We start from the raw sequence: 12,439 nt of genomic DNA on the forward strand, positions 1-12,439 counted from the left end.
ATACTGTTTAATAAGAAAGTCGTAACCCCAATTGCAAGCCGAACATCCAGGGACGTTCGTTCCGGATAGTCGGCATATCATCGCCTGTATCAAAATAGTAGCCAACTCCAGGTTCCAGGTATAAGGATAAAGGATGAATCAGTTTAACTTCTGCTCCAATCGCTGCATTGACAGAGAATTGCCATCTATTCATCTCCGGTTTTGTTATTTCATGGATAATGCGGCGTTTAGCCGACACACAATATTCGGCCAGGAAGCCACCTGAGAGATACATAGAGAAAATACCTTTCCGGTAAACCGTCCCGTTCGCCTTCAGCGGAATACCAAGATAATGGATACGTTGGTCTCCTATATATCCTTTCGTACCGGACTGCTTAATATCGGAATAAAGGAAAGTATAGGTCAATCCGCTCTCTAATCCGAAACGACCTGTAATGTTTTTTTTCACAGAAAAACCTACAGACAAAGGCATACGGTGCACATATTCATAAGATGCGTTTCTCATTTGAGGCAGTCTTTGTTCAGCTCTGGTTGACAATAGAGTTGCTGACGACTCAACTTCAGGATTATCAGGTTTTTCGTCAGGATCATCAGGATTCTCAAAAGGAGGTTGCATATCGCCCGGAGAATTACACATATCATCATTACTAAACATATTCATTCCGCTGACCGTCTTGCCGCTACCACCACCCACACCAAATGACCATCCTTCGGATTTCTTTTTCCGGTTCTTTTTATTTTGGTCTACAACTTCTTTTGATAATGCTTTTTTGTGTTCCGGTTCAGGTCCAACATCAGAACTCTTTGACTTCTGAGTCTTTACAGGTACTTCTTTAGAAACAGCCTCACTTTCTTTTTCCAATTCAGGTTTAGAGAGAACATGCTCTGCTTCTGCAATTGCAGGAGACTCGGAAACTACAGATACAGACGTTATCTGACGTATCAAATGTTTTCAAACAGGATCATTAGAATGCTGCGGTAAAGCTGAAGGTTTTTCCATAACCGGACCGTTCTTCTGCTCTACAACCTTCACTGGTTGACTATCTGAGACAAGTACCGCAGCTTCTTTTGGTAAAAACATAGGTATAGAAAGAAGAACACAAACTAATATCGCTGCAGCTACCGCCCACCGGCGATAGTTCAGACGACGAACTACAACAGGTTGAGGAACTAGCTCTTTCTCCAGCCTATTCCATCCGCCATCCCGTAACGGAAGATGAAATTCATCTTGCCGTTCACGGTATATATGCAATATGTCGTGTTCCTTATCCATCGTTACTCTATTCTCTTTAGTTCTTCCCGAATCCGGGTAGCCAATATTTTACGTGCCCTGTTTAATTGTGAAGCAGACGACTTCTCATTTATATGCAATTGTGCCGCAATCTCTTTATGCGACCAATGCTCAAAAACAAACAGGTTAAATACTGTACGGTAACCATAAGGCAAATCCGTAACAAAGCGCATAAGAATATCCATTGAAAGATTGCATGCATCAGGTTCCGGTTCATTTGGCAAGTCATACACTTCATCCAAAGATATACCCTGGCGCAATAAATCCTTTCTGCGCAAATATTCCAAAGCCGTATTTGCAAACACCCTACTTAGCCAGGCACGTAAACTGCCCTCGCCTTTATATGTAAAAGAAGAAATGGAAGAAAAGACTTTAAGAAAGCCATCATGGAGGAGATCGTGCGCCACATCAATGTCGCCGGCATATCGGTAACAAAGGCACAACATCTTTTCCGCATAAAGCTCATATAGCTCTTTGCGGGCCTGATTATCTCCCACCCTGCATCTGTCCGTCACTTCAGACTCACTCATCTCTCTTTATATAGTAAATGTAATGATTCCTGAAATACTGCATGCAGGGTGGAAAAATATTTTATAATTTATATTTATACAACTGAGCCATTACTTTTTGGTATTCGTTCTGCAACTGCATATAGTTTTGCATACTCTGGTAATAAGTGGTTACATCCACAAAATACTCAATCATGGAAATCTGTCCGGATTGAATGGCCTTATTCAGCAATGCCAAGTTATTCTGACTTTTGAGCACCTGATCGTATTCATCCATTGAAGTCTTCAACGCAACCGATTGGTTATATAATTGATACAATTCGCTCTCCACCGAAGAAGTAGTACTCTCCAATTGCAAGTCGGCATACAAGCTCTGCGCTTTTGCCTGCTTCACATTGTTCCGATTAGAAAACAACGGAATGGATACTCCTACCAAAAAGCCATTAAAGCGTTCTCCGCCGGTAGCCATATTCAAACGATAACCCAACTCAAAACCCGGCAAGCCTTTTGCTTTATTTACGCTAATCTGCCGTAAGGCCGTTGCCTGTGCACTCTGCAAAGAAAGCAGTTGCGGATCAGCCTCCATCGCTTCCAGCTTCAAATCTTCAAAAGAAAGAATGTCTGAAACCGAAGCATATTCCGTATCAGTAAAAGAAATGGGAACGCCACCATTTAATGTTGTCAATTCCTGCAGCTTTGCTATACGCGCAGATTCATTCAGACGAGCTTCATTTTGCGCATTCAAGAGTTCCAGATCAATCTTATTCGTCTCCAGAATATTGGCATCACCTGTTGTAAGACGCGTCTGATACAACTCGGATAACTGTTTGGCATTCTGCAAACGCGTTTCCAATAATTTTTTTTGTTGGTTAAGCAAAATCAAATCCAGGCAAACCGTTTTTGCCTGCAATAAGATTTGTTGGCGAAACCCGGCATGTTGTCTATCCATTCCAACCGATTTCGTTTTCGCCAGCTTATTCCTCTGGGCATAAACCAAAGGAAAATCGAAAGACTGTGATGCAACCAACTCTCCTTGGATTCCCATACCTTCCCTATTACCGTATTGATGTACATATGATACCGAAGGGTCAGGCAGGTTATTATCCAATTTCGCTTCCAGCTTCATTGCTGTCGTAAGTTGGCTGTTTGCTTTCAAATCTTTATTATTCTCTTCAATACTGCGGAGAACATGATCTATAGAAGTCTGCGCCGAACCTGAAAAAGCCACAAAAGCCAATGAAGCTATAATAATATATCGTTTCATAATTTACTCCTTATTCTTATTCATCAATAAATAAACAATCGGTATAATAAATCCGTTCAGGAAAGTAGAAGTCAACAAACCTCCCAGAATCACCCTGGCCATCGGACTTTGGATTTCATTACCCGGTAAATCGCCATTCAACGCCAATGGGATCAAAGCCAGCGCCGAACTTAACGCAGTCATCAGGATCGGGTTCAAACGGTCCAACGATCCTTGTATAACAGCATCTTTCAAGGCATAGCCTTCGGAACGTAACTGCGTATAATGACTTATCAATAACATTCCGTTCCGTGTTGCAATACCAAACAGCGAAATGAAACCGATAATAGCCGGAATACTGATTTCACCTGAAGTAAACCACAGGATGAAAACCCCACCTATCAAAGCCAAAGGCAAATTCAACAAAATAACACCACTTTCTTTTGCATCCTTAAATTCATTATACAATAGCAGAAAGATAACCAAGAGTGATATAAACGATGTAAATAACAATGTACGGCTAGCCGCTTCTTCACTTTCAAACTGTCCGCCATATTCAATATGGTAACCTTCCGGTAACTTGATGCTCTGCTCAACTTTTTGCTGTATATCATTTACCACACCGCGCAAATCGCGACCGGAAACGTTAGCACTAATTACAATCTTACGCTGCACATTCTCGCGGTTAATTGTATTAGGCCCGGTTACCGAACGAATATCAGCGACATAACTCAACGGCACTTTTTTACCATCCGCATCAATCATCAAGTTCCTGATGTCTTCCATTGTTGCGCGACTGGCATCTGAAGTCTTCACGGTCAAATCAAATGTCTTACCGTCATCATAAACCTGGCTGACAACTTCTCCACCCAGCATCACATTAACATACTCTTCAAACTCGGGAAGAGGAATACCAAACTTGGCTAACAACTCACGTTTTGGAGTGATAGTTAACTGCGGACGTTCTATTTGTTGTTCCACTTTCAAGTCCACAAGCCCGTTTATACCTTGAACGGCATTTTTAATCTGAGTACCGATTGCAAACATCTGGTTCAGATCCGTACCAAACAGCTTGATTGCAATATTAGCTTCCGTCCCCGAAAGCATCGCATCAATACGGTGTGAAATAGGTTGCCCTATCTCTACATTAGCTCCGCTAATAGTGGAAAGTTTCTTACGAACATCGTTCATTACCTCATCACGGCTACGGTCTTTCAATACAAAAGGCGCCTCTATTTCGGAAACGTTCACACCTAAAGCATGTTCATCCAGCTCGGCACGACCGGTTTTGCGTGCTACAGTCTGTATCTCAGGAACCTGCATCAATAATTCCTCCGCACGCCGTCCCATACGGTCCGATTCATCCAAAGAAACACCTGGCAACGTGCTCACATTAATGGTAAACGAACCTTCATTAAACGGAGGCAAGAAGCTACGCCCCAAACCAAAGAACACAATCAGTGCCACCACAAAAAGCGCCAACGTAGATCCTACTACTATTTTCCAATGAGTTAATGCACCTTTCAATGCACGGCCGTAAACAACTTTCAGTTTTAGCGCCACCCAGGATTCTTTCAAAGCTGCAGCACTATTTCCTTTAGAACTATTCAGCAGATAACTACACAAAACCGGAGTTAACGTCAGTGCAACTACTGTACTGGCAAACAGCGATACAATAAAAGCAATGCCCAGAGGAATCAACATGCGGCCTTCCATTCCATGCAAAAAGAACAAAGGCACAAAGCTGACTACAATAATCAGCGTGGAGTTCAATATCGGCATACGTACCTCACGAGATGCGTCAAAAACAACCTCCAGGATAGAACGTCTCTCTCCTTCAGGTAATAAACGATTCTCACGTATCCGTTTATATACGTTCTCTACATCCACAATCGCGTCATCCACCAAAGAACCGATAGCAATTGCCATACCACCCAAACTCATGGTATTAATCGTCAGCCCTAAGTAATGGAGTACCATAATAGTAACCAATAATGAAAGCGGAAGTGCTACCAGTGAAATAACTGTTGTACGTACATTCATCAAAAAGATAAACAACACGATGATAACAAAGAAACTTCCCTCAAACAAGCTATTCTTCACATTATTGATAGAATTGTCGATGAAATGGCTCTGGCGGAAAATATCCGTTGAGATATGCACGTCAGCAGGCAAGCTTTTTTGTAAGTCTGCAATGATGCCATCCAATTTATTTGTCAGGTCTATTGTACTTGTATTAGGTTGCTTGGTAACAGTGACCAGCACAGCTGGCTTTGTACGTTCCGAAGCCAAACCTAACTTCGGGCTCTTACCACCTACTTTAACAGTAGCAATATCCTGTAAAGTAACCGGATAACTATCCACTGTCTTAACCACACCTTTGGCAATTTCATCTGCTTTAGCAGTAGAAAGAACACCACGGATGATATATTCATTATCAAACTCATACAACACGCCGCCATTAGCATTCCGGTTCATATTGCGGCAAACAGTCAGTACTTCATCCAGACCAACGCCGTAAAACTTCATTTTATCGGGATTCAATAAGATTTGGTATTCTTTAATATCACCGCCTATAACAGCAACCTGAGCAACACCTCCTGTAGATAGCAAACGAGGACGGATCGTCCAGTCGGCAATTGTACGCAAACCCATCTCGGTAGTAGGCACAACTTCTTTCTTCGTACTGTCTACAGTGAGTCCTATAATCATCATCTCTCCCAAAATTGAAGATTGCGGACCTAGTGTAGGTTTACCCACATTCTCAGGAAGACTTTCACCTACAACAGCAAGCTTTTCAGATACAATCTGACGGGCACGGTATATGTCTGTCCCCCAATCAAATTCCACCCATACAATAGAAAATCCTGTCGTAGAAGACGAACGTACGCGACGTACGTCCATTGCCCCGTTTACTGCAGTTTCTACTGGAAATGTAACCAAACGTTCTACCTCTTCGGGCGCCATTCCGTTTGCTTCCGTCATAATAACAACAGTCGGAGCGTTCAAATCCGGGAACACATCCACATCCGTATTAAACGCAGTGTAGGTTCCGGCAACCATCAGTAACACGGCACAAACCAAAACAACCAGCCGATTATGCAGCGAGTAATATATAATTTTATTCAGCATGACTATCGGATTTAATGACTATGAGAATGTGCCGGAATAGCATTGGAAGCCGAAGCCAGCTTAATTTGATATGCACCTTTGGTTACCACCTTATCTCCTGGTTGCAAACCGGAAAGGATTTGCACTTCCGAGCCATTGTCTGCCCCAAGGGTAACCGCTTTCTTCAGATAACCTTCTTCATCCAAACGAACATATACAGAATAAACTCCCTGTTCTTCTATTAATGCAGACACTGGTACACTCAATACATTTTCCATAGGAGACGATAGCAGATAAATTTCCACAAAAGAACCGGGAATAACGGCTCCTTTATTATCAAATTCAAATGTTACAGGAACATAAAAAGAATTTGAATCAGACGATTTACCATAGGAAAGCAAACGTCCGTGGAGTTCGGATAATTTGTATGTGGCATTATCATACGGAGTACGGAAATTGGCCGACGTAATAGCCGGCAGCTCGTTGTAATACTTTTCCGAAACTTCGGCACGCAACACCAAACGGTTGTTTTGTGAAATCGTAGCAATAGGCTGACCTACGGAAACATAATCGCCCTCCTTCACCTGTATATTTTTTAGATAACCATTGATAGGAGAAACCACAGATACTCCGTTTGCCGTTTGTTTGCCGGCCACAGCTTCATAGGCCACCTTTGCGTTCTCATAATTCAAACGGGCCTGTTCAAAATCTTTGGCCGAAACAATCTTATCGCCAACCAATTGCTCCATACGCTCATATTCTTTCTTCGCCGTCTCGTAAGCATACTTAGCTTTGGCAGCTATATTACCATCAGAAATGCCACTGGAAGCAAGGCTCAGGATAGCCTGGCCTTTACGTACAGATGTTCCGTCCACAAAAGGAAGACTGCCCAACGTAACGACACCGGGCACAGTAGCAACCACAACCGATTCGTCTCCCTGAGCCGCCATTACGCGTCCGCTTGTCTTAACAACATTGGTAAACGGGGCAAGCTGCAAATCTATTGTTTCCAAACCAACAGCTTCCGCCAATGCCTGATTAAAGATCACCTCACCGGGAATATGTTCACTGGTTGCTTCTTCGTGTTCATGGTCATGGGCTTCTTGTTCATGTGAATGATCATGTCCCTCATGTCCGGATTGTGAAGCATTTCCTGCACATCCGGCAAAAATGTAGGCGCAAAGCACCCATAAGATTGATATCTTTTTCATAAATGTGATTTATTTTTTGTGCTTATTATTATGGAAGGAAAAAACAATCCTTCCGGGAGAAAACAAAATTTCTTTCGAAAGAAATTTAAATTTCATCCGAAAAAGTTTATTTTAGCACACAGGAGGGGCACGCAGTCCGGACGCCGATACGATCCACGTATCGTGCAGCGATTCTATATAGACGGCACCTTCTTTATGAAAAGGGCAATCGCATAAAAGCGGTTCGGGAGGATTTACATAATCAAACAACACTAACAGGGGGAAAAGATGCATATTGGCATCCATATCTGTTACGTGCAATTGTAATGATGAGAAAAAGGCAAGGTTGTGTCCGTCACAACAACATCCGTGTGTCGTATTGGCATGATGCGATTCTGCTAACGATTTATAGCAAGGAAATCCGTCTTCATGATGATGATGCGGAACTATTACTGACATCAACAGCACGATACCTGCCAGAAGCATCACATATCGAATAATATATTTCTTTGTCTTTTTCAACATCGCAACAAAGATATAAAGTATTTTTTTTATTTGAAAGAGATACAACTATATTCGTAAATTCCTCATTATAAATCGCCCACCTTCTCTTTCATATTAAATTATACATTCTTATTCAACATTACAAAGTTATGTCCGCTCATTCAGGTATTTGTAGCTAATAAAATGTATCACAGAAGAAATAAGTTTCTAGTTTGACAAGTATCCAAACAGGTTGGCTTGTAAAACGAAACTTTATCCGGTAAAAAAGATAAAGTTTGCGTTTTTCGAAACAAACGGATTGTAGTTTTGTTTATTACAAATATAATAGTCAACAAATTAACATAGGAGTCTTACAAATGACAATCGACGTATTAAACAACGGGTTAATTGAAGCAATGAAAGAAAAAATACCCGATGGAATAAATTTAGCCAACACTTTAATGGATATTCTGTACATCGGGAAAGAAGCTGTCTACCGGCGTATGCGTGGAGAAGTACCTTTCACATTCAATGAAGCAATCATTATTTCACGAAAACTGGGTGTATCTTTAGACCACATAGCCAGTAGTAGCGTACAAAACAACGCTATGTTCAATCTGAATATGATACACCATGCAAACCCGATAAAAAGCTATTACACAATTATCGACCATTATGTAAAAATATTCAAGGCTTTCAGAGATAATCCCGCAGCAGAACTAAGTACGGCATCCAATATCATACCTCAGACTTTTTATCTGAAATATGACAATTTATCACGCTTCCGGCTTTTCATGTGGATGTATCAGCACGAAAAAGTAAATTGTATCAAAAAAATTTCGGAATTGAAATTGTCCGATGAGTTGATTAATGTCCAGAATGATTTTATCTATGAAACACAACGGATTCATACTACAAATTATATATGGGATAACATGATGTTTTTTTCGCTTGTGAACAATATAAAATATTTTGTAAGCATACACCTCATTTCAGAAGAAGAGCTTTCATGCCTGAAACAAGAATTATTGGATTTACTGGATAAACTGGAAGAAGTTGCAACTAAAGGTAAATTCAATACGGGAAAAGATGTACATATATATATATCCAACATAAGTTTTGAAGCAACTTACAGCTATTTCGAAGCTAATAACATCCAATTGAGCCTCATTCGTGTATATGCAATCAACTCTATTACCTCAATGGACAAAGATTTCTGCGATTTACAGAAAGAGTGGCTGCAATCTTTAAAAAAGTTTTCCACTTTGATTTCGGAAAGCGGAGAAATGCAACGTATCCTTTTTTTCAAAGAACAGAGAAAAATCGCCAATTCTTTATAAAAACGAACAGCTATTTAAATCATCCCGATCTTTTTTGCGAATGATCGGGATGATTTTATAAAATGATCGGGGCGATTTATAATAAACAAAAGTGAAGCTTTAATCAAAGCAATCCCAGTGACTTTCTGAATAAAGAAATAGCTTCTTCTACAGGCAAGTCAATATCCAGGAATAAACGTCCGGCAGCAGGTATAACAACCTTACCATCTTTTTCACGTATCGGGATTCGTTTACCTACAACATCCGACAAGCGGATTTTACGTTTGTCTATATCCAACACCACTTCTCCACTTCCCGACATATGCCAATACACAATACATGTTTTACCATGTTTCTCAAAAACAAATGCCCGGATAGGAAGCTCCGCATCTGTAGTTATTTGTTTATAAGGATATAAGTCATACCGCCCGCCCTTATCTTTTAATAAGATATATTCCTGATCAAGATTTTTCAGCATTTCTTTCTGCGCTTCGGTAAAAACTCCCTTCAACTTGGCCTCCTCCCACCAGCGAATAACTTGGAGGTTATCATCCGTACGAGGATGTTTCCGCAGATCATTCAGGTTACCTACCAACGAAATAGGACTATTCCATGCAACCGCATGGCTACATATATATTCATACATATCAGGCTGCATGCCGATTGTTTTCTCCGAAGGAGCAAGATAATTTACCCAACCAAAATTGACCGATGTAAAATCTTTTGCTATCTGACGTGCCGCACGCGTTGTATATTTCTTCATTGCAGGACGAATACGTTCCGGCGGAAAAATATCGAAAGCATTTCCACGGCTCAAAATATGCCATCCGTAATGCGACTTCAAAGCGCCTTCGGCATATAATGGTTTTGGACTTAATTCATTATAAACAGCCAATTGGGAGCGGGATACATTATACCAATAAGGCATAGGAACATCTTCGGCGCCATCAAAATAGACAAAGCGGAAACCGGCACCTTCATATATCTGCCCTAACCTTTCAGCTATTTCTTTTTGTAAGCCGGTGTTCTGATCTACACGGACAAATAAAGGCCAGTCGTCTACATCCAACAGCCCGAATCTTTCGCCTTTATCATAAACACGGGGAACAGAGCCGCCTACACCGCGCGTACAACCGGTTAACTGATATGGAGGAGTGGTAGTAAAGCCTGTATACAATATCAACTCCTTTCCTATCTGAAGCAATGTACGGTTCTTTTCCATTTGTATTCCTTCCGGATTTTCCTCTATATAAAGAACTGTAGAAGTAGAATCGACCGGACGCGCCAAAGTAAAATTACGCACATGGTTAAAGCGCGTATCCGGATTATCCCCCATTAAATAAGGATCATCCCGTCCAACCTTTGAGTAATGCAAATGCAAACCCGGGATCATTCCGGCTTTATATATCTTGTCTGTTATTTCTTTCAGGTCTTTCATTCCGTTCGGATATTCCTTGCGCCAGGGATAGTGGCCGCAAGATTTCGCAAAGTCTACATAATAAATAACAATGGTTTTAAAACCGCCTTTTTTCGCGAAAGAGATATGTTCATCTATATTTTCAGTCGTCACATTTCGCAATTCATAATAAGAATAAGGATATTCCTGGCGAAGCCGGCTTTCAACACCCAACGGCATATTGTAATCGCGCTCCAACCGGTCAATACATGGCAACAACCGGTCTTTTGACGTGGTTATCAATGCAGCACCGGCTCCAAACAATTTCACCTGATAGTCAAGGCCTGCATATAAGTTAATTGCATTTTTTTGCTGAAAAGCATCAATACGGGTACACGGAGAAGTTGCAAGAAGGTTCACTGCCACACCTCCATCCCATACAACATTTAGCCATTCACCGAAATTTTCACGTTTACGGACAGGCAATTGCATAAGAGTAAATTCATCGATCTCTGTTTTGCGTTTTACTCCAAAATCTTCAATACGGTAATCAATCTTGTCGAGAGTAAAATGGATATAGTCATCCGTAATATGCATCGGTATATAAGCAATATCATATGTATCTTCAAATTCAACCCGCAAGGTATCCCCAATCCGTTCTACTTTGTTTGAAGGAAAAGTGCGGGGCTTGGCCGGAAACATAAGAAAGTTCTCATTATCATAAGGCCTATATTGAGTTATAGCACAAACCGGGAGTTCCGACTGAGTATCCAGACATTCCTGGCCGCTGGATTTATGTATCAAACTACGTGCCTTGCCATCCGAACTGATGACCAGACGCATCTGACTGTTTTCAATAACAATATCCGAAGACTTACCGGTTATCGCATTTGTGGTAACCGAATAAAAAAGAAGGCATAAAATAGCCGGAAAAAGATTCATTAGTCGACTCTTCATAATAGTGGTTTTAAACATATTCCTAATCTGGACGCCGGTTTTTTAACCGGACGAGACAAATATAAATATAAAATTGGCTTTAGCCAAACATTATATAAATGCAGCTAAAGCCAATATATCATTAAATAAAATTACCTCCGGTTATTTACCCAGCTTGTCGCAAATCAGTTCGGCGGCTTTTTTACCACTCATCAACATACCCCCGAAAATAGGCCCCATACGGAAACTGCCACTTACACCATTAGCAGCCATACCTGAGACAAACAATCCGGGATAAATCTCTTTCGTGTTTTCTACAGTAGTAGACTCGCCTAATTCCACATTCAAAGAACGTTCTCCTATCACGCCTCCGGTAGGTGTATTCAATTTAATATCATTCTTACGGGCAACTGTGCGGGCAACTTCACAATCGTGTCCCGTACCTTCCAAAACAGCTTTTGCCATAATAGTCAATGGATCGACATGCATTCCTTCACGGATAACCGGAGCCCAGTTTACCACCACGCCTGCTACGGCATCGTTATGGAATACGACGTCTTCTACCGAATAACAATTAAAAATTGTGGCCCCTGCTTTAGTAGCCTGATAAATCAGTGCAGAAGTGGTATGAACAGAATCCATAATATAAGTACCATTACCCGCAGCATGATAAGACACGCCCAATTCTTTAACAATAGGCATAGCTTCTTCCTGTACTACAATATCGTTAAACATCATAGCACCACCCCACATACCTCCTCCGGGAGCTAATTTACGGTCAAAAAGCGCTACCTTCTTTCCGGCTTTTGCCAAATAATAAGCAGCAACAATACCGGATGGGCCTCCACCTACGATAGCTACGTCTACTGATAAATTACTCTTTAACTTTGCAAAATAGGAATCAATAATTCCTGTTGAAACAATCTGTTCCATTACCAATTATAATTTAGAGTTAAAAACA

General features: G+C 41.1%; 10 protein-coding genes. 1 reads left to right on the forward strand and 9 read right to left on the reverse strand.

Going from position 1 to position 12,439, the window contains the following annotated elements:
- Nucleotides 1-7: 7 nt before the first annotated feature.
- From C4S38_RS00065 to C4S38_RS00095, 7 genes are all read right to left on the reverse strand, one after another.
- A complete protein-coding gene (locus C4S38_RS00065) occupies nucleotides 8-946 on the reverse strand; it encodes an outer membrane beta-barrel protein (RefSeq protein WP_103982025.1) in 939 nt (312 codons plus the stop codon).
- Nucleotides 947-952: 6 nt separating this feature from the next.
- Entirely contained in the window at nucleotides 953-1,273 is a 321-nt protein-coding gene (locus tag C4S38_RS00070; protein WP_103982026.1) for a hypothetical protein, read from the reverse strand.
- A gap of 2 nt (nucleotides 1,274-1,275) precedes the next feature.
- Nucleotides 1,276-1,821: an RNA polymerase sigma factor gene (locus tag C4S38_RS00075; RefSeq protein ID WP_103982027.1), complete on the reverse strand. Its 546-nt coding sequence runs from the start codon at nucleotides 1,819-1,821 to the stop codon at nucleotides 1,276-1,278.
- Between the two features lie 61 nt (nucleotides 1,822-1,882).
- Nucleotides 1,883-3,064, reverse strand: a complete 1,182-nt coding sequence (locus C4S38_RS00080; RefSeq protein ID WP_103982028.1) for a TolC family protein — start codon at nucleotides 3,062-3,064, stop codon at nucleotides 1,883-1,885.
- 3 nt (nucleotides 3,065-3,067) lie between these two features.
- Complete coding sequence (locus tag C4S38_RS00085; RefSeq protein ID WP_103982029.1) at nucleotides 3,068-6,175, reverse strand: efflux RND transporter permease subunit; 3,108 nt, start codon at nucleotides 6,173-6,175, stop codon at nucleotides 3,068-3,070.
- An 11-nt stretch (nucleotides 6,176-6,186) separates the two neighbouring features.
- Complete coding sequence (locus tag C4S38_RS00090) at nucleotides 6,187-7,365, reverse strand: efflux RND transporter periplasmic adaptor subunit (protein WP_103982030.1); 1,179 nt, start codon at nucleotides 7,363-7,365, stop codon at nucleotides 6,187-6,189.
- 111 nt (nucleotides 7,366-7,476) lie between these two features.
- On the reverse strand, nucleotides 7,477-7,869 hold the full coding sequence (locus tag C4S38_RS00095) for a DUF6769 family protein (RefSeq protein ID WP_103982031.1): 393 nt from the start codon (nucleotides 7,867-7,869) through the stop codon (nucleotides 7,477-7,479).
- A 335-nt stretch (nucleotides 7,870-8,204) separates the two neighbouring features.
- Here C4S38_RS00095 and C4S38_RS00100 point away from each other — a divergent pair, with 335 nt between their 5' ends.
- Nucleotides 8,205-9,167, forward strand: coding sequence for a hypothetical protein (locus C4S38_RS00100; protein ID WP_103982032.1), 963 nt, complete (start codon nucleotides 8,205-8,207; stop codon nucleotides 9,165-9,167).
- Between the two features lie 103 nt (nucleotides 9,168-9,270).
- Here the strand turns inward: C4S38_RS00100 and C4S38_RS00105 are convergent, their stop codons facing one another.
- Together C4S38_RS00105 and C4S38_RS00110 are read right to left on the reverse strand one after the other, a co-directional pair.
- Nucleotides 9,271-11,499, reverse strand: a complete 2,229-nt coding sequence (locus C4S38_RS00105) for an alpha-amylase family protein (RefSeq protein WP_234999254.1) — start codon at nucleotides 11,497-11,499, stop codon at nucleotides 9,271-9,273.
- Nucleotides 11,500-11,640: 141 nt separating this feature from the next.
- The gene (locus C4S38_RS00110; RefSeq protein WP_103982033.1) at nucleotides 11,641-12,411 is read right to left on the reverse strand and encodes a sulfide-dependent adenosine diphosphate thiazole synthase; all 771 of its coding nucleotides are present in this window, start codon (nucleotides 12,409-12,411) and stop codon (nucleotides 11,641-11,643) included.
- Nucleotides 12,412-12,439 lie beyond the last annotated feature (28 nt).

This window comes from Parabacteroides chinchillae, assembly GCF_900108035.1.
Classification (GTDB): Bacteria; Bacteroidota; Bacteroidia; order Bacteroidales; family Tannerellaceae; genus Parabacteroides; species Parabacteroides chinchillae.

Coding starts and splice junctions, on each gene's coding strand:
- C4S38_RS00070 (WP_103982026.1), bottom strand. CDS start 1,273: ATGGATAAGGAACACGACATATTGCATATATACCGTGAACGGCAAGAT.
- C4S38_RS00075 (WP_103982027.1), bottom strand. CDS start 1,821: ATGAGTGAGTCTGAAGTGACGGACAGATGCAGGGTGGGAGATAATCAG.
- C4S38_RS00080 (WP_103982028.1), bottom strand. CDS start 3,064: ATGAAACGATATATTATTATAGCTTCATTGGCTTTTGTGGCTTTTTCA.
- C4S38_RS00085 (WP_103982029.1), bottom strand. CDS start 6,175: ATGCTGAATAAAATTATATATTACTCGCTGCATAATCGGCTGGTTGTT.
- C4S38_RS00090 (WP_103982030.1), bottom strand. CDS start 7,365: ATGAAAAAGATATCAATCTTATGGGTGCTTTGCGCCTACATTTTTGCC.
- C4S38_RS00095 (WP_103982031.1), bottom strand. CDS start 7,869: ATGTTGAAAAAGACAAAGAAATATATTATTCGATATGTGATGCTTCTG.
- C4S38_RS00100 (WP_103982032.1), top strand. CDS start 8,205: ATGACAATCGACGTATTAAACAACGGGTTAATTGAAGCAATGAAAGAA.
- C4S38_RS00105 (WP_234999254.1), bottom strand. CDS start 11,499: ATGAAGAGTCGACTAATGAATCTTTTTCCGGCTATTTTATGCCTTCTT.
- C4S38_RS00110 (WP_103982033.1), bottom strand. CDS start 12,411: ATGGAACAGATTGTTTCAACAGGAATTATTGATTCCTATTTTGCAAAG.